The following is a 17,162-nucleotide window of genomic DNA, read 5'->3' as shown; positions in this document are numbered from 1 at the left end:
GATGTGCTGGACGGCAAGTCGGAGAAGCCGTGCGGGCGACGATCCACCCCGATCCGATGCCCAGCCGAAGCCCGCCGCGTCCCGGCCGCTGCGCATCCAAAAGCTCGTAGCAAAGAGAGTGCTCACCGCTATCATCTGGTAGGCCTGCGTGCGGGGCCCGTCGACGCGCTCGACGTCGGCGCTCCAAAGTTAAGAGAGATACTGAATTCGCATTAGCCCTTATTAGCAATCTTACGCCGAGATTTGCTCGATGTATCATTGCACGCTGTGGAGAAAAGAGGTGCCGCGCAAATGGCCTTTGCCTCTCACCCATCTCCGCGTTGATGTTGGGGCTTTGGCGAGACGCCAAGGCCTGTCTCTTGTCTTTCGGCTTCACTTTGAGGCGCTATCCGCCGCATGCGGAGATCGCCCGATGGAGGTAGATGAGTATTCCGCGATCCCACTAAGTTTTATCGACGAAGAGACGCAAAACGAAAAATGGTTGTTATGTAAATCAAATAATCTATAATGGTTTTTCAGGTTGAATTGAAGTAAGCCTTTCAGTTTTGAGATGTAGATGGCTTTATAGAGAAGATCCTTTCCCAGTATGGTTTAGTCGGATAGCTGCGGCATTTTCTTTGCCAGGGCTCCAAAAACGATTCCGTGCTCAAGATGTTTATGTGAGCCGCTGCTCATCCGCCTCTTTGGTCAAAACATAGATGTAGCGGGGATTTTATACTATGAATTCCGTGGCCAGATCTTACAAGAATACCGCTCTCGAATTCGAGTCTCTCCACGGCACCTTACTTGAGACGGAAAACAAAGAAAAACCGGAGACGGACTCGGCTCTGCTCATTCTGGACAGTCGCACACTTGATAGGGAATGCCTGGCCCGATGCCTTGTGCTGCACGGGATGGGCCTGGAGATCTTGGCTTACGGATCGATTGATGAATGGCGGAAGAACAACGATCTTCATCCGCCCGTGGCGGCAATCCTCTTGAACATAGGTAGCCGAAAAGTCACCGATCCCAGCATTGCGGCCGAGATCGCGCACCTGGTGACGGAATTTGGCCCGAATCCCGTCGTGGTCCTGTCCGATATAGATGAACTGGCTCAAATCCTAAAAGCGCTGGAGTGCGGGGCCAGGGGCTATATTCCGTCCTCAATCGGCTTTGAGGTCTGCGTGAAGGCCGTCAACCTGGCGCGGGCAGGCGGCACATTCGTTCCCGCGAGCAGCGTCCTCGGGCGCACCGTCGCAGACGCTTGCGAGGAAATGGCACAGCCTGCCACGGGGATGTTCACACAGCGGCAAGAAGAGGTCATCCGGGCCCTCAGGCGCGGCAAGGCAAACAAGATCATTGCCTATGAGCTCCACCTGCATGAGAGCACCGTCAAGGTGCACGTCCGGAACATCATGAAAAAGCTGGGAGCCACGAACAGGACTGAGGTGGCTTACAAAGCCAGCCAGATGTTTTCAGCCGAGGTCGGAGCACTGGACCAGCCAGGGCTGCCGCAATCACGCACTTGGTAATCCTTTCAACAGCCGGCGGTATGCGGGATGGTGCAGGTGGATTTTGCTCGTCTTGAACCAGGCTCGCCTTCTGAGCCGCTCCACGAATCCGGGCCCGACCGGTTTGTGCTTGAAACGAGAGCGCTGATAAGGCCGACAGGGTTTCGGGAGTATGACGCACGGTGGTGGTTTGGCCGGCCGGATGGCGGCAAGCCGCCAGAGCTGAACCTGATGGGCGTGCAGGCTCTGGGGATGGGGCTCGGCACCTTCATGCGGCGCTCGGGGGCCGGCCCGGAGATTGTAACGGGGCACGACTTCCGCTCCTATTCGCTTGGCATCAAACTGGCCCTGGTCAGTGGCCTGATGGCCGCCGGCGCGCGCGTCAGGGACATCGGCCTGGCTCTGTCGCCGATGGCCTATTTCGCGCAGTTCGCGCTCGACGTGCCGTCGGTAGCGATGGTGACCGCCTCGCACAACGAGAACGGCTGGACCGGAGTCAAAATGGGCACGGCCCGGCCGCTGACTTTCGGACCCGACGAAATGGCAGAGCTGAGAAGGATGGTGCTGGAGGCCGATTTCGACCTGACCGGCGGCGGGGCCTATGAGTTCGTCCCGGACTTCCGTCAGCGCTATATCGACGACCTGACCCGCGGCAGGCGCATCGCCCGGAAGCTGAAAGTCGTGGCGGCCTGCGGAAATGGCACGGCCGGAGCGTTCGCGCCTCAGGTGCTGGAGCGGATCGGCTGTGAGGTGGTCCCGCTCGACTGCGAGCTCGACCACTCCTTCCCGCGTTATAATCCCAATCCCGAGGACCTGGCGATGCTCCATGCCATTCGGGACAAAGTGCTGGAAAGCGGCGCCGATGTCGGGCTTGGTTTCGACGGCGACGGCGACCGCTGCGGGGTGGTCGACAACGAAGGAAGCGAGATCTTCGCCGACAAGATCGGGGTGATGCTGGCACGGGATCTTTCCGCTCTGCATTCCGATTCGGTGTTCGTGGCCGACGTGAAGTCGACCGGACTGTTCGCGACCGATCCGGTGTTGAAGGCAAACGGTGCCCGCACGGACTATTGGAAGACGGGTCATTCCTACATCAAGCGCAGGGTTGCCGAACTCGGCGCCCTCGCGGGCTTCGAAAAGTCGGGGCACTTTTTCTTCAACCCGCCTCTCGGGCGCGGTTATGACGACGGGCTGATCACCGCGATCGCGGTCTGCGATATGCTCGACCGCAATCCCGCCATGAGCATGGCCCAGCTCTATCGGGCGCTGCCGGTGACCTGGGGCTCGCCGACCATGTCGCCGCATTGCGACGACGAAGTGAAATATGCCGTGGTCGAGCGTGTGGCGGAGCGGTTCAGGGCGATGCAGCGTGATGGGCTGCCGGTTGCGGGCCAGAAGATAACCGACCTCGTCACCGTCAACGGCGTGCGCGTGGTGGTCGATGACGGAACCTGGGGTCTTGTGCGGGCCTCCTCGAACAAGCCTGAGCTGGTCGTCGTGGTGGAAAGCCCGGTCTCGGAAGCGCGCCTGCGCTCAATGTTCGAGGCGGTCGACCGCGTGCTCAGGGAGCATGCGGAAGTCGGCGCCTACAACCAAACCATCTAATGCATGTCGCCCGAAAATCGTGCAGCGGTTTTTGGGACAACGACATGCATGAAAACAAAGACCTGCAGCGCGTCCCGTGAACACGTTTGAATGCGACGCGCTTTAGCTGCCAGCGGCCGGAAGGGGGCAACAGAATGGTTGCACGGATTTCCTGTTTTGTAATGAGCGGCGGCGTCGGCTCGCGGCTTTGGCCGCTGTCTCGTGAGGACAATCCCAAGCAGTTCCATGACCTTGCCGGCAACGGCTCGATGCTTGTCAGGACCGTGGCACGGTTGAGAGCGCGGCCGGCCGGAGACACGCCGGTGCATCTGATCGCCTCGGAACGCCATGCCGAGCGAGTGCGCTCCGACATGGCCAATATCGATCTGGCCGGCGGCCGCGCGATATTCGAGCCAAGCGGCCGCAATACCGCGGCTGCGGTAGCGGTGGCCGCACTCGAGACGATCGCTGCGCACGGCGACGGGCTGGTTCTGGTCGTGCCCTCCGACCACGAGATTTCGACGGATGAGCAGTTCTGGGAAACGGTTGAAAAGGGCGTGCCGGCCGCAGAAGCTGGCAGGCTTGTCATATTCGGCATCCCGCCGGGCCAGCCGGAGACCGGTTACGGCTATATCGAGGCAACGGGGGACGGCGATGTTCGCGATGTCGCGCGCTTCGTCGAAAAGCCCGACCTGGAGACGGCGAAGGCATATGTCGCGGCCGGAACCTTCTTTTGGAATGCCGGCATCTTCCTGTTCCGCGCCGAGGCCATGCGGGCGGCGTTCCGCAAGCATCAGCCGGATATCTGGGATAAGGCGGAGCGCGCCTTCGCCGCGGCGGCGAGCGAGGTGTCGGGCACCTATCTGCCGCTTGGGCTCTACTCGGCAATTCCCTCGGTCTCGATCGACTATGCCATCATGGAGCACGCTGGGGGCATCGCGATGGTGCCGGCGAGTTTCCGCTGGAGCGACCTCGGATCCTGGCAGTCGCTTCTCGACGTCAGTCCGACCGACGCGAACGCCAATGTGGTGATCGGCGACGTCGTCGCGATCGACTGCGAGCACTCGTACCTGCGCAGCCAGGGCCGGCTGCTCTCCGCGATCGGGCTCAAGGACATCGCGATCGTGGCGACGGCTGACGCGACCTTCGTGGCGCCTGTGGGCAAGAGCCAGGAGGTCAAACGCATCGTCGAGCAGCTGGAGAAGAGCGGCCGGCTGGAGACAAAGTTCACTCCGGCCCACGACCGCGTGCTGCTGCCCGGCGCCTGGCGGCAGCGGGTCGCCCACTGGCTGTTCGAGGAGACGCTGCCGCTGTGGTCGACGGCCGGTGTCGATGAGCGCCATGGCGGCTTCTATGAAGCGCTGAGCTTCGAGGCCGCGCCGCTGATGAGGCCGAAACGGATGCGTACCATGGCCCGCCAGGTCTACGCCTTTTCCGTGGCTAAGCTGCGCGGCTGGAACGGCGATGCCGACCGGCTGATCGAGCACGGCATAGCCTTCATGGAAAGAGGCCGCACGAAGCGCGGCGGCTGGGCGCGGGTGCTTCATGTCGACGGCACGATCGCAGACCCCTGCGAGGACGCCTACGATCATGCCTGCGTGCTCCTGGCGCTCGCCCACGCCCACCAGGCCGGCAATCCGGACGCGCTGCGGCTCAGCCAGGAGACCTTCGCCTTTCTCGACGCGCATCTCGAGGACGAGCGGCTGACCGGTTTCCTGGAGACCTCCGATGGTACAGAGCTGCGCCGAACCAACCCTCACATGCATCTGCTTGAAGCCTTTCTCGCTTGGCACACGGCAACCGGCGAACGCGGCTATCTGCGGCGGGCCGCCCGCATCATCGACCTGTTCCGCAGCCATTTCTTCGACTCGGAAAGCTGGACGCTCGGCGAATACTTCGACGACTCCTGGAAGCCCGCCGCCGGCGAGCAGGGCCAGTGGACCGAGCCGGGGCATCACTTCGAATGGGCATCGTTGCTGGTCGAATTCGCCGGCAAGAGCCGGCAGACGGATCTGATCGCCTTTGCCCGCAAGCTCTACGCATCCGCGCATGCCAACGGACTCAACCGCTCGACCGGATTGGCCTATGGCGCGGTGTCGCGCTCCGCTCTGCCGCTCGACCTCACCTCGCGCAGCTGGCCGCAGGCCGAGGCGGTCAAGGCCGCACTTGCGCTCGAAGGCACCGGCGGACCGGACCTGAAGCCGGAGATCGAGGCCCGCGTCGGCCGCTTGTTCCGCTGGCACATCGACCCGGCGCCGCTCGGCATGTGGATCGACCGCATCGACGAAAAGGGCAGGGCCGTCGCGACCGAAGTCCCAGCCTCCATCTTCTACCACCTCGTCACCGCCCTCATGCAATATCTCGACAAGACGCAAGGGGCGGTGATCGTCTACCAATTGCCCGCAGTCCCGGAAAGCACCCGCACGCGCGAGCTTTCTGCCGCGTCCAACAAGGCAACGGCGTGAGGGGTCGCGCGCCGGCGGGACGCGCATTCGGCCTGCCGACGCCTTGTCATCGCAGCAGGACAAGGCGGCGTACGCTTCCTTGCGCCCCGCCCTACGCCTCGTCCGTCAGCGCTTTCTTGTCGAGGCCGAGCTTCTGCATCTTTTCGTAAAGGGTCTTGCGGGAGATGCCGAGCGATTCATAGACCGGCTTCAGCGCGCCGCCGTGCGCTGTGAGCGCACTGGCAATCACGCTCTTTTCGAAGGCGGCGACCCTGTCGGCAAGGCGGGAGCCGTTTGCGGGCGATGCCGCATCGTCGCGCTCGGTTTCGAGCCCGAGCACCAGACGCTCCGCTGCATTGCGGAGTTCGCGGACGTTGCCCGGCCAGTCGCGGGTCGCCATTTCGGAGGCGAGCGTCGGCGAGATCTCGATGTCGTCGCGGCCATAGCGGGCGGCGGATTCACGCACCAGTTGCATGAAGAGCAGCGGGATATCGGAGCGGCGCTCCGCCAAAGACGGCGCGCGCAGCGTCGCGACGTTCAGCCGATAGAGCAGGTCGGCCCGGAAGCGCCCGGCGGCGACCTCCGGCTCCAGCTCCACCTTGCTGGTCGCGATGAAGCGAACGTCGAGCGGCACGTGCTCGTTGGAACCGAGCCGGGTTATCACCCTTTCCTGCAGCACGCGCAGGAATTTCGCCTGGAGATCGAAAGGCATCGAGCCGATTTCGTCGAGCAGGATCGTGCCGCCACGCCCGTGCTCGAACTTGCCGTAGCGCGGCCTGAGGGCACCGGGGAACGCCCCGGGTTCATGGCCGAAGAGCTCACTTTCGATCAGGTTTTGCGGCAGGGCGGCGCAGTTGATGGCGATAAAGGGGCTGTTGGCCCGGCTGCTCAGATCATGAAGCGCGCGGGCGACCACCTCCTTGCCGACGCCGGTCTCGCCGATGATCAGCGTATCGGCGTCCGATGCGCCGATCGCGCGCACCCGGTAGCGCAGGTCGACCATGACCTGGCTGCGTCCGGGCAGGCGCTGTTCGATGTCGTCGCGCTTTCCGGCGACGGCGCGCAGGCGGCGGTTCTCGAGCACCAGGCCACGCCAGTCGAGGGCGCGGCGGATGGTGCCGGCAAGCGTCTGCGCCGTGAACGGCTTTTCGACGAAGTCGTAGGCGCCCTCGCGCATCGCCCGCACCGCCAATTGCACGTCGCCATGGCCCGTGACAAGGATCACCGGCACTTCCGGGTCGATCTCGCGGATGCGCTGCAGGAAGGTCATGCCGTCCATTCCCGGCATGCGGATGTCGCTGATGACGACCCCCGAAAAACTGAAGCTGATGAATTCGAGCGCCCGCTCAGCACCGGCGAAGGTATCGACGCGGAAGCCAGCAAGCTCCAGCGCCTGCGCGCTCGAACGACGAAGCTCCTCTTCGTCGTCGACAAGCAGGACGCGGCTTTCGCTCATTCGGCGGCCTCCCGCTCGGATTCGGGAACGACGGCAAGTTCGATGCGGAACACGGCTCCTCCTTCGGCATGGTTCGACACCGTCAGGCTGCCGCCGAAATCCTTGACGATGTTATAGGAAATGGAGAGGCCGAGGCCGAGCCCCTTGCCGACCCCCTTGGTCGTGTAGAAAGGATCGAAGATGCGCTCGGCGATAGCGGGCGCAACTCCCGGTCCGCGATCGCGGATGGTCAGCACCGCCGTGTCGCCTTCGCGCCAGGCGCTGACCGAAATCGTGCGGTCGTCCAGACCTTCGACCGCGTCGGCCGCGTTGGAGATGACGTTGACGAGCACCTGCTGCAGCCGCACCGAACCGGCCCGCACGACGAGCGGTTCGTTCCCGAGGTCGATATCGATTGCCGCGTTCGCCGTCTTCAACCGCGTCGCGACGATCTCCATCGTATCGTGCATCACGTCTTCAAGCGGTACTGGGCCGAGCTTCTCATTCGGTTTGCGGGCGAAATTGCGTAAGTGCCGGCTGATCGCCGCCATGCGGTCGATGAGGCCGGAGATGCGCCTGACATTGTCGCTCGCTTCCGTCGTTCTCCCCCGCTCGATCAGGAGCGCCGCGCTGTCGGCATAGGTCTTGGCGGCGGCAAGCGGCTGATTGAATTCATGCGAGAGGGCGGCCGACATCTGGCCGAGCCCCGCGAGCTTGCCCGCCTGGACGAGGTCGGCCTGCGTCTGGCGCAATTGCTGCTCGGTAAGCCGCCTTTCGGCAATCTCCGCCTCGATCTGCATGTTGACGCGAGCGAGGTCGGCGGTGCGCTCATCGACCCGGCGTTCGAGTTCCTCCTGTGCCTGCGCCTGCATCAGCATGCGCTCGCGCAGCCGCGCCCGCCGCTGGATGAGGATTGCGATCGCCAAACCGGCAAGGCAGAGCAACAGGATGGCGGCCGCGACCGCGGTCAGTGCCTGCGTCCTGACCGAGGCCGTGTCGGTCAGGACGTTCACGGTCCAGTCCGCGTCCGGCATGTAGTGGGACAGGACGAGGTATTCCCGGGCACTGCCGCCGCCTGAGACTTTCATCAGTGCATGGCCGTCGATCTCGCTTCGAACGACCGGCAGCGGGTGGAGGATGGCATTGGCGTATCGCCGCGAGGCTTCCGTCCGGGCAAGCCGCTCTTGGGTCAAAGGCAGAATACCGGCGTAGAGCCATTCCGGATTTCCGCTCATGAAGATGATACCTTCCGGATCGGAGACGAAGATCCGGTATTCGCCTCCCTGCCAGGAGGCCTCGATTGTCTCGATATCGACCTTGAAGACGATGACGCCGCGAATCTCCTCGCCGATGCGTATGGGCGAACCGAAGTAATAGCCGCGCTTGAGCGACGTGGTGCCGAGTGCATAGAACCGGGACTGCTCGCCCCGCAACGCATCCTGGAAATAGGGGCGGTAGCTGAAATTCTGGCCGACGAAGCTCGCCGGACCGTCATAGTTGCTGGCCGCAACCGTGTCTCCGTCAGGGGTGATGACGTAGATGTCGGACGATTTTAGGAGGTCGTTGATCTCTTTAAGATAACCGTTGACAGCTTCCCGCAGCCGACGATCGCGGGGGCGCGTCACGAGTTCCTTGATATCGTCGTGATCGGCGATGAGCGCAGGCAGCGCCTGATAGCGGTTGAGATGGCCGCTGAGTGCGGCGACGGCCAGCCTCAGGGCGGTATTCGCCTGCGCCGAGGCTTCCTGCATGTAGCTGCGGGTCGCAACGACATTCCCCTGGAGCGCGAGCGTCACGACGGCGACCGGCAGGAGCAAGAGCATAAGCAGGAAACGGTATTTCACGGGATGCCCGGGCTCCTCCTCCCGCGCGTTTCGACGTGTTTCGGATCGTAAAAGCCCGCTCGTCCTGTGGCAAGCGGCCGGCGAATGCGGCGCGTCATAAACGATCGGTAAAGTGCGTCAACACAATGTTGACAATGCGTTTGTTGGCCCGGCTCTTTCGCCTTTGGTCGGAACGGAGCATCTATTCGGCATCGACATGCCCGAAGACAGACGGGCAGAAAGGCAGCGACACATGCTCGACCAGATCAAAGGCCTGCACCACGTGACGTCCATGGCGGACGACGGGCGGACCAACAATCATTTCTTCACGAATACGCTCGGCCTGCGCCGCGTCAAGAAGACCGTCAATTTCGATTCGCCGGACGTCTACCATCTTTATTACGGCGACGAGACTGGCACGCCCGGTACGGTGATGACCTATTTCCCCTTTCCGCAGATGCCGCGCGGCCGTCCCGGGACGGGCGAGGTGGGAACGACAGTCTTTTCCGTGCCGATTGGATCGCTCGGTTTCTGGCAGGACCGGTTGGTGCGCCTCGGAGCCGACGGCCTCAAGGCCGAGGAGACCTTCGGCGAGAAGCGGCTGAGCTTCGCCGGACCCGACGGCGACGGCTTTGCTCTCGTGGAGGTCGAGGACGATCCACGCACGCCCTGGACCGAGGGCGGCATTTCCGAGGATCATGCGATCCGCGGCTTTCACTCGGTTGCGATGCGGCTGCGCGACGAGGGGGCGACTGCGGAACTGCTGAAGTTCATGGGCTATGAGGCGCTTGATCGCAAGGATGGCGTCACTCGGCTGATCGTACCGGGCGGCAACGGCGCCGGCCTTGTCGATCTCGAGACATTGCCGAACATCAATCGCGCCGCGCAGGGTGCCGGCTCCGTTCACCACGTCGCCTTCGCCGTCGACAACCGCGAGAAGCAACTCGAAGTGCGCAAGGCGCTGACGGACACCGGCTATCATGTGACGCCGGTCATCGACCGCGACTATTTCTGGGCGATCTATTTCCGCACGCCGGGTGGCGTGCTGTTCGAGATCGCCACCAACGAGCCGGGTTTCGACCGCGACGAAGAGATCGCCCATCTCGGCGAGGCTTTGAAACTGCCGCAGCAGCACAACCATCTCCGGCCGGTTCTCGAAAGCCGTTTGCAGAAGCTCGAGGGATAGAGGCAGCTGCTGCGCTCCGCCCTCCTTCATACTATTAGAAGGAGGGGCAAGCGACATTTGAAGTCGAGTATCTCAAACGCCTGCTGAGTTATTGGCGGCAAAGGAGAATTCAATGGCCGACCATGGCTATGTGCATAAGCTGAAAACCGGCAAACCCGGCAATCCGATACTCTTTGTCCTGCACGGAACGGGAGGCGACGAGAACCAGTTCTTCGGTTTCGGCGCCGAGCTGTTACCGGAGGCGACCATCGTCTCGCCGCGCGGCGACGTGTCGGAATATGGGGCTGCGCGGTTCTTCAGGCGGACGGGGGAGGGAGTCTACGACATGGCAGACCTCGCGCGCGCCACCGAGAAGATGGTGAACTTCGTGAAGACGCTCGCGGCCGAACATCAGGCTTCGGAAATCATCGGGCTTGGCTATTCGAACGGCGCCAATATCCTCGCCAACGTGCTGATTGAAGAAGGTGTCTTCGACAGGACGGTGCTCATGCATCCGCTGATCCCCTTCCGCCCGAAGGACAATCCGGCGCTTGCAGGCAGGCAAATCCTGATCACCGCCGGTGAACGCGATCCGATCTGCCCCGCACCGCTGACGCAGGCCCTCGCCGACTATTTCAAGGCGCAGAAGGCGAACGTGGAAGTCGAATGGCATGCCGGCGGCCATGACATTCGCCAGAACGAGGTCGCGGCGATCGGGCGGTTCTTGAAGGCCTAATATGCCAACAGTCTTGAATAGACACGCCAAATAGACTAAGTTTAGTAAACTAAGTCTATTGGAGGGTCTCGGTGGAGACGGTCAACATTCACGAGGCGAAGACTCATCTGTCGCGGCTGATCGAGAAAGCTGCGAAGGGCGAACCCTTCATTATTGCCAAGGCAGGAAAACCGATGGTGAAGGTGGTCCCGATCGACCAACCCGCAGAGGCAGAACAGCGCCGGCTCGGCTTCATGATGGGCCAGATCGTTGTCCCGGACGATTTCGATCGCATGGGCAGTGACGAGATCGAAGATCTGTTCGGCGTATGAACATTCTTCTGGATACGCACATCCTTCTATGGGCGGCCGGCAATCCCGGCCGCTTGTCGAAGGAGGCACAAGCGCTCATCTCGGACCGTGAAAACACGCTCTATTTCAGCGCGGCGAGTCTGTGGGAAATCGCCATCAAGTGCGGTCTCGGGCGTACGGATTTCGAGGCCGATCCCCGGCTGTTGCGTCGCGGGCTGCGGACAACGGCTATCTGGAACTGCCGGTGAACGGTGCCCATGCAGCGGTACTCGACCAGCTTCCTCCTATCCACAAGGACCCATTCGACCGCATTCTCATCGCTCAATCGATTGTCGAAGGTTTGGTGCTCGTCACCGCCGACGAATTGGTAGGTCGCTATCCTGGTTCCATCCGGCTCGTCTGACCGTCACTCCAGTCGGCGGCGGAACAACCACGCGGCGGAGGAGAGCGTGACGACGGCAATCAGGCACAGCGGCAGTGTCTGATGCATCACTTCGGTGAGCGGAATATCCTTGAGGAACACGCCCTTCACGATCACCAGGAAATAACGTAGCGGATTGATCAGCGTCACCGGCTGCAGCCAGCTTGGCATGTTCTCGATCGGCGTCGCGAAGCCTGACAGCAGCATGGCCGGCACCATGAACAGGAAGGCCCCGAGGATCGCCTGCTGCTGTGTCATCGACAGCGCCGAGATGAACAGGCCGAGCCCGACCACCGCGGCGAGATAGAAGACGGCACTGCCGTAAAGCAGCAGCAGAGAGCCGCGCAGCGGCACGCCGAAGATGAACACCGCGGCTAGAATATAAATCGTGATGTGGAAGAGCCCGATCATCATTGGCGGGATGAGCTTGCCGATGAGGATCTCGTGCGTGCGCAATGGCGAGACGATGAGCTGGTCGAAGGTGCCGAGCTCCCGCTCGCGCGCAACCGACAGCGCGGTGACGATCAACCCGATCAGCAGAGCGATGCTTGCCACCAGATTGGGGACCATGAACCACTGAAAGGTGAGGTTCGGGTTGAACCAGTTGCGCGCCTCGACCCTGATCGCCTCGGAAGCGGCGCGTTCGCCGGCCGGTGTCTCGGCTGCAAGCGTACCGACGATGCGGCCGAGATAGCCGGAGACGATCTGCGAGGCATTGGAGCGTCGCCCGTCCAGGATCATCTGCACCTCGGCAGGCTTTCCCGCCTCGATGTCGCGGGAGAAGGTCGGGCCGATTTCCAGAGCGGCCAGCACATGCTGGTTGTCGATGGCGAGGCGGATCTCGGCGGGGCTGTTGGCGAGCCGGATCGAACGGAAGGTGGGCGAGCCGCCGATCTGCTGGACGAGTTCCTGGCTCCAGTGCCCGTTGTCTCGGTTCAAAACCATGAGGTCGACATTCTTCACCTCGAGTGTGGCGGCGTAGGAGAAGACGAGCAACTGGATGATCGGCGGCCCGATCAGGATCGTGCGGCCCTTCGGATCCCGAAGCACGGCAAGCAATTCCTTGACGATCAGCGCCTTCAGTCGACCCCACCACATCTATCCGATCCTCTTTCTGGTGCTGCGCGCAGCCAGCGCGAAGAAGACGCAGCCAATCAGGAACATCACCGCAATCGCCCGGCCGAACATCGGCCAGATATCGCCGGCGAGAAACACCGTCTGCAGGCTGGGGATGAGATAGCGTGCCGGCACGATGTAGGTGATCCACTGGATGACGGTCGGCATCGAATTGATCTCGAACAGGAAGCCGGACAGCAGGAAGGCCGGCAGGAAGGCGGAGATCAGCGCGAGCTGCGAGGCAAGGAACTGGTTCTTGGTGGCGGCCGAGATCAGTAGTCCCTGTCCAAGCGCCGGCATGAGAAATGTCGCGGACAGCGCGTAAAGCGCGATGACCGAACCTCGGAAGGGAACACCAAAGAGGAAGACGGCGAGAAGCACGCAGAGCGTCATCGAGGCGAGTCCGAGAATGAAATAGGGCAGGAGCTTGCCGGCAAGCAGTTCGGCGGCCGATACGGGGGTCGCCATCATCGCCTCCATCGTGCCGCGCTCCCATTCGCGGGCGACGACGAGCGAGGTCAAGAGCGTGCCGACCAGCGTCATGACGATGGCGATCGAACCCGGTACGAGGAAGTTCCGGCTCGTCAGTTGCGGGTTGAACCAGAAGCGCTGTTCGGCGGCGATCGCCGGCGGCTGGCCCTGGCCCTCCTGGGTGCGCTGACGCTCCCAATTGGCGACCGTTCCCTGCGCATAATTCTGCACGAAATTCGCCGTGTTCGGATCGGATCCGTCGACGATCACCTGGACGGCAGGATCGCGTCCCGCCGCATGGTCGGCCGCGAAGCGGGCCGGAATGACGATAATCCCGCGCACCCGTCCGAGAACAAGGTCGTCCTCGAATTCGCGGCGGTCGCGACCATTGACGACGGCGAAATAGCGCGACGCCTGAAAGCTCGCGGCAAGATCGCGCGTCAGCGGCGTCGCCTCCTCAACCACGAGGCCGATCCTCGTCTGCGTGGTGTCGAGCGAGACGCCATAGCCGAACAGGAAGAGCAGGATCAGCGGCAGCACGAAGGCGATCAGGATGCTGCTCGGGTCGCGCACCACCTGATAGCTTTCCTTGCGCACGAGCGCCGCGAAGCGCCTTGCGCGGCCCGATCGTTCGGCCTCCAGCTTTTTGGGATCGACGCTCATGCCGCCTCCTTCGCCTCCGAGCCCTGTACGAGGGCGATGAAGGCGTCCTCCATGGTCGGATCCGGCAGCTCCTTGCCGGCGACGCGCGCCTTCATCTCGTCCGGCGAACCGAGTGCGATCGACCGGCCGCGATAAATCAGCGAGATGCGGTCGCAATATTCCGCCTCGTCCATGAAATGGGTGGTGACCAGAACCGTCACGCCTTTTTCGACGAGCCCGTTGATATGGGTCCAGAACTCACGCCGGGTGATCGGATCGACACCGGAGGTCGGTTCGTCGAGAAATAGCACCTCCGGCTCGTGCAATACGGCACAGGCGAGCGCCAGGCGCTGCTTGAGGCCGAGCGGCAGGTCCTTCGCCGACATGGCGTGGATCGCGCGGAAATCGAAGATCTCAGTCATAAGCTCGATCCGTTCGCGCTTCTTGGCACCGGAAAGGCCGTAGACGCCGGCGAAAAAATTCAGGTTCTGCAGGACGCTCAGATCGCCGTAGAGCGAGAATTTCTGCGCCATGTATCCGAGCCGGTTACGCGCCTCGGCGGCGTCGCGCCGAAGATCGAAGCCGGCGACGCGGCCTTCCCCGGCGGTCGGCTTCAGAAGACCGCACAGCATCTTGAAGGTGGTCGATTTGCCGGCGCCGTTCGGGCCGAGCAGACCGAAAATCTCGCCTCGCGGGATATCGAAGGTGATGTTGTCGGCAGCGGTGAAATCGCCGAAACGCTTCGTCAGCCCGCGGGCTTCGATCACCGGGCGACCGCCATCGGTGGCAAACGGCCGCTGGGTTTCCGCGAGCCGCGACCGCCCGCCCGGACCGCCGCCCAGCATATCGACGAAGGCGTCCTCGAAGCGCGGCGGCGTGGCAGTGACACGACTGGAGGATGAGCCCTCGATCGGGGGAGGGGTGAGACCCGGCTTCATCACCAGGCGAATGGCTTCGCCCTGGATGACGCCGTCGACGACTTCTTCCTGATCAAGCAGGCGCGCCAGCCGTTCGCGCCGGCGGCCGATCGTGCCGGAGAGGCGGAAAACGCGATTCTCGACGCGCCCGGTCATCTCCTGGGGCGAGCCGGCAAACAGCAGCTTGCCCTGGTTGAGCAGCAGCACGTGGTCGCAGGCTTCCGCTTCGTCGAGATAGGCCGTCGACCAGAGGACGCCTATGCCTTCCGCCGTCAGATTCTCGACCATCTTCCAGAGATCGCGGCGCGAGATCGGATCGACACCGACGCCGGGTTCGTCGAGCAGCAGCAGCCGCGGCTTGCGCAAAAGCGCACAGGCAAGGCCGAGCTTCTGCTTCATTCCGCCGGAGAGCTTACCGGCGAGCCGCGTGGTGAAGCGGGCAAGATCGGTGAATTCGAGCAATTCGGCAAAGGTCCGGCCGCGTTCCGCCAGCGGCAGCCCGCGCAGGTCGGCATAGAGATCGAGGTTTTCCTGGACCGACAGGTCTTCATAGAGCCCGAAGCGTTGAGGCATATAGCCGATCGCCGCCTGAATGCTGGCGGGATCTTTGCGCGTGTCGTAGCCGAGCACTTCGACCGTGCCTTCGTCCGGCAGCATGAGCCCGGTCATCAGCCGGATCAACGTCGTCTTGCCGGCGCCGTCGGGACCGACCAGGCCGGTGATCCGCCCGCCCTTGATATCGCCCTGGATAGCGTCGAGGGCAGGGGAGGCTGCGCCGAACCGCTTGGTGACAGCTGTCAACCGAACGAAAGGTGCGGCACCGATTTCTGCGTCGGAACCGGACATCACGTGCCTGCCTCAGAGCCTGGCAGATGCACGGTGACCGGCATGCCCTGACGCAGGTCCGTCCCTGGTTTTGAGATGACGATCCTTAGCCGATAGACGAGATCGGTTCTGAGTTCGGGCGTTTCGACGGACTTCGGAGTAAACTCCGCCACCGGCGAGATGAAGCCGATCGTTCCCTCATAGCCATGCCGGGGGCTGGTGTCCGAAGTCACCTTGACCTTCATTCCCGGATGGACGCGGCCGAGATCCGGCTCGGCGACATAGGCACGGACCCAGACGGGCTCCGTGAGGGAGAGGACATAGACTGTATCCGCCGGCGAGACGACCGCCCCGACCTCGCGGACGCGAGAGAGAATGACACCGGCGCTCGGCGCCGCAAGTTTTGTATCCCCGAGCGCGGTGCGGGCACTCGCGGCCTTGGCTGTCGCGGCATTCGCCTGCGCTTCCGCAGCGGCTATGTCTTCTACGCGGCTACCCTCTTCGAGCAGAGCCAGCGCCTCGCGCGCCGACGCCACGCGAGCGGCAGCAGCGGCGCGGCTCGCGGTCGCCTGGTCGAGTTCAGCCTGCGAGATCGTACCGGCGGGCCGCAGTCGCTGGGCGCGCTGATAGGCGAGCTCGGCATTCTGGAGCTCGGCAAGCCGTTCCTCATGGGCGGCCCGGGCCTGGGCGATCTCCGTAGGTCGGGCCCCCGCCTTGAGCTTTGCGAGCGTGGAACGGAGCGCCTCGGCATCCGCCTCGGCCGCGTCCAGCGCCTGCTGGAACGGTTCGGCATCGAGGCTGGCGATCACGTCGCCGGGCTTGACGGCATCGCCCTCGTCGACGCGCAGCTCGGCGATGCGTCCGCTGACGCGAAAGCCGAGCGACACCTGACGGATGTCGACATTGCCGTAGAGAACAGTGTTCCTGTTGTCTTCCGCCCAGCCAAGCCGCCCAGGCAGGTCCAGCCACCAGGCGCCGGCCGCGCCTGCCGCAAGCACCAGGGTGATGAGAGCGATCTTCTTCATGGCCGGCCGTCCTTCTCCGCACCGAGTATGGCGACGAGTTCAGCCGCGTGCCGGTGCAGTGTCTCGATCTCCTTCGGCCCGGCGGTATCCCATTCGAGCTGCGCATAGACGGCGGCATGCGCCATGCGGAACACGAGCACGCTGCCAACGAAGGAGAGCGTTCTGAGCCGCATGTGTTCGGACGCTGGATCATCTTCGAGAATGGCACCGATCAAGCGCCGCGCCATCTCGATCATCGGCCGCATGATGCTGCCGTAGAGCCGCGTGAAGGCCTCGGTCGGCTCCATCTGCTCGCGGATAATGAAGCGCGCCCAGCTTTCCGATTGCTTGCTGACGAAGAGAACGATCATTCGCTGAACCATCTGAGTCAGGAAGGCGCGCGCCTCGGCAGAGGGCATCGGCTTGCCTTGTCCCTCGAGCTCGGCAATGCGGCCGAGAATGGTGGCGCGCAGATCGCCGACATGGCCACCGATGAGCGACGCGAGATGCTCCGCCGCGGCGATATAGAGGCCCTCCTTGCCGCCGAAATAATAGGGAATTGCCTGCAGGTTGACGCCCGCCGCATCGGCGAGCTTTCGCGTCGTGGCGCCGTCGAAGCCGTAGCGTCCGAAGATGTCGATCGCCGTGGCAAGAAGCTTCTCTCGCGTCGCGTCGCCGCGTTCGGCCTTGACCTGGGTGGTGGGGTCGCTGTTTCTCATGATCTGCTTAAATTAACTCATCCGTTCGATTAAGTCAATCGAACGAATGAAACTCTCCTCGTGCGACAGTGGACGCCGGA

13 protein-coding genes and 1 pseudogene are annotated in these 17,162 nt (G+C 63.0%); 7 read left to right on the top strand and 7 right to left on the bottom strand.

Going from position 1 to position 17,162, the window contains the following annotated elements; all coding sequences use genetic code 11:
- Nucleotides 1-719 precede the first annotated feature (719 nt).
- The 3 genes from AU381_RS12775 to AU381_RS12765 all read left to right on the top strand — a co-directional run bounded on the left by AU381_RS12775 (nt 720) and on the right by AU381_RS12765 (nt 5,539).
- On the top strand, nt 720-1,511 hold the full coding sequence (locus tag AU381_RS12775) for a response regulator transcription factor (protein WP_064242145.1): 792 nt from the start codon (nt 720-722) through the stop codon (nt 1,509-1,511).
- A 27-nt stretch (nt 1,512-1,538) separates the two neighbouring features.
- Nucleotides 1,539-3,095, top strand: a complete 1,557-nt coding sequence (locus AU381_RS12770) for a phosphomannomutase/phosphoglucomutase (RefSeq protein WP_064242144.1) — start codon at nt 1,539-1,541, stop codon at nt 3,093-3,095.
- A gap of 134 nt (nt 3,096-3,229) precedes the next feature.
- Entirely contained in the window at nt 3,230-5,539 is a 2,310-nt protein-coding gene (locus AU381_RS12765) for an AGE family epimerase/isomerase (protein ID WP_064242143.1), read from the top strand.
- A 91-nt stretch (nt 5,540-5,630) separates the two neighbouring features.
- Here AU381_RS12765 and AU381_RS12760 read toward each other — a convergent pair whose 3' ends face one another.
- On the bottom strand, nt 5,631-6,974 hold the full coding sequence (locus AU381_RS12760) for a sigma-54-dependent transcriptional regulator (protein ID WP_064242142.1): 1,344 nt from the start codon (nt 6,972-6,974) through the stop codon (nt 5,631-5,633).
- Nucleotides 6,971-8,797 (bottom strand): sensor histidine kinase, encoded by a 1,827-nt coding sequence (locus AU381_RS12755; protein ID WP_064242141.1) that lies wholly within the window; start codon nt 8,795-8,797, stop codon nt 6,971-6,973. Before AU381_RS12755 ends, AU381_RS12760 begins: the two co-directional genes overlap by 4 nt.
- Nucleotides 8,798-9,029: 232 nt before the next feature.
- On the opposite strand from AU381_RS12755, the gene AU381_RS12750 reads away from it, so the two are divergent.
- From AU381_RS12750 to AU381_RS12735, 4 genes and pseudogenes are all read left to right on the top strand, one after another.
- Nucleotides 9,030-9,962: a VOC family protein gene (locus AU381_RS12750; protein WP_064242140.1), complete on the top strand. Its 933-nt coding sequence runs from the start codon at nt 9,030-9,032 to the stop codon at nt 9,960-9,962.
- A 112-nt stretch (nt 9,963-10,074) separates the two neighbouring features.
- Nucleotides 10,075-10,677: an alpha/beta hydrolase gene (locus AU381_RS12745; protein WP_064242139.1), complete on the top strand. Its 603-nt coding sequence runs from the start codon at nt 10,075-10,077 to the stop codon at nt 10,675-10,677.
- A 71-nt stretch (nt 10,678-10,748) separates the two neighbouring features.
- Nucleotides 10,749-10,988 carry a type II toxin-antitoxin system Phd/YefM family antitoxin gene (locus tag AU381_RS12740; protein ID WP_064242138.1) on the top strand — a complete coding sequence of 80 codons (240 nt, stop codon included), beginning with the start codon at nt 10,749-10,751 and terminating at the stop codon, nt 10,986-10,988.
- Nucleotides 10,985-11,370, top strand: a pseudogene (locus AU381_RS12735) (type II toxin-antitoxin system VapC family toxin). Before AU381_RS12740 ends, AU381_RS12735 begins: the two are co-directional and overlap by 4 nt.
- A gap of 3 nt (nt 11,371-11,373) precedes the next feature.
- Here AU381_RS12735 and AU381_RS12730 read toward each other — a convergent pair.
- From AU381_RS12730 to AU381_RS12710, 5 genes are read right to left on the bottom strand one after another with little or no spacing between them, the layout of a single operon-like run.
- Nucleotides 11,374-12,486, bottom strand: coding sequence for an ABC transporter permease (locus AU381_RS12730; protein ID WP_064242137.1), 1,113 nt, complete (start codon nt 12,484-12,486; stop codon nt 11,374-11,376).
- Nucleotides 12,487-13,638 (bottom strand): ABC transporter permease, encoded by a 1,152-nt coding sequence (locus AU381_RS12725; protein WP_064242136.1) that lies wholly within the window; start codon nt 13,636-13,638, stop codon nt 12,487-12,489.
- Nucleotides 13,635-15,380 (bottom strand): ATP-binding cassette domain-containing protein, encoded by a 1,746-nt coding sequence (locus tag AU381_RS12720; protein WP_064242135.1) that lies wholly within the window; start codon nt 15,378-15,380, stop codon nt 13,635-13,637. The genes AU381_RS12725 and AU381_RS12720 overlap by 4 nt, the downstream gene beginning before the upstream one ends.
- The gene (gene hlyD / locus AU381_RS12715; RefSeq protein WP_064242134.1) at nt 15,380-16,384 is read right to left on the bottom strand and encodes a secretion protein HlyD; all 1,005 of its coding nucleotides are present in this window, start codon (nt 16,382-16,384) and stop codon (nt 15,380-15,382) included. Before hlyD ends, AU381_RS12720 begins: the two co-directional genes overlap by 1 nt.
- Nucleotides 16,381-17,082, bottom strand: coding sequence for a CerR family C-terminal domain-containing protein (locus tag AU381_RS12710; RefSeq protein WP_156528587.1), 702 nt, complete (start codon nt 17,080-17,082; stop codon nt 16,381-16,383). Before AU381_RS12710 ends, hlyD begins: the two co-directional genes overlap by 4 nt.
- Nucleotides 17,083-17,162 lie beyond the last annotated feature (80 nt).

Origin of the sequence: Sinorhizobium glycinis, from assembly GCF_001651865.1 — a bacterium.
GTDB lineage: Bacteria > Pseudomonadota > Alphaproteobacteria > Rhizobiales > Rhizobiaceae > Sinorhizobium > Sinorhizobium glycinis.
The sequence above is the reverse complement of the archived record's forward strand: the minus strand, read 5'-3'. Positions and strand labels throughout refer to the sequence as shown.

Bases quoted from the DNA above. Each gene is read 5' to 3' on its own strand.
- AU381_RS12775 (WP_064242145.1), top strand. From the start codon at position 720: ATGAATTCCGTGGCCAGATCTTACAAGAATACCGCTCTCGAATTCGAG.
- AU381_RS12770 (WP_064242144.1), top strand. From the start codon at position 1,539: ATGGTGCAGGTGGATTTTGCTCGTCTTGAACCAGGCTCGCCTTCTGAG.
- AU381_RS12765 (WP_064242143.1), top strand. From the start codon at position 3,230: ATGGTTGCACGGATTTCCTGTTTTGTAATGAGCGGCGGCGTCGGCTCG.
- AU381_RS12760 (WP_064242142.1), bottom strand. From the start codon at position 6,974: ATGAGCGAAAGCCGCGTCCTGCTTGTCGACGACGAAGAGGAGCTTCGT.
- AU381_RS12750 (WP_064242140.1), top strand. From the start codon at position 9,030: ATGCTCGACCAGATCAAAGGCCTGCACCACGTGACGTCCATGGCGGAC.
- AU381_RS12745 (WP_064242139.1), top strand. From the start codon at position 10,075: ATGGCCGACCATGGCTATGTGCATAAGCTGAAAACCGGCAAACCCGGC.
- AU381_RS12730 (WP_064242137.1), bottom strand. From the start codon at position 12,486: ATGTGGTGGGGTCGACTGAAGGCGCTGATCGTCAAGGAATTGCTTGCC.
- AU381_RS12725 (WP_064242136.1), bottom strand. From the start codon at position 13,638: ATGAGCGTCGATCCCAAAAAGCTGGAGGCCGAACGATCGGGCCGCGCA.
- AU381_RS12720 (WP_064242135.1), bottom strand. From the start codon at position 15,380: ATGTCCGGTTCCGACGCAGAAATCGGTGCCGCACCTTTCGTTCGGTTG.
- hlyD (WP_064242134.1), bottom strand. From the start codon at position 16,384: ATGAAGAAGATCGCTCTCATCACCCTGGTGCTTGCGGCAGGCGCGGCC.
- AU381_RS12710 (WP_156528587.1), bottom strand. From the start codon at position 17,082: ATGAGAAACAGCGACCCCACCACCCAGGTCAAGGCCGAACGCGGCGAC.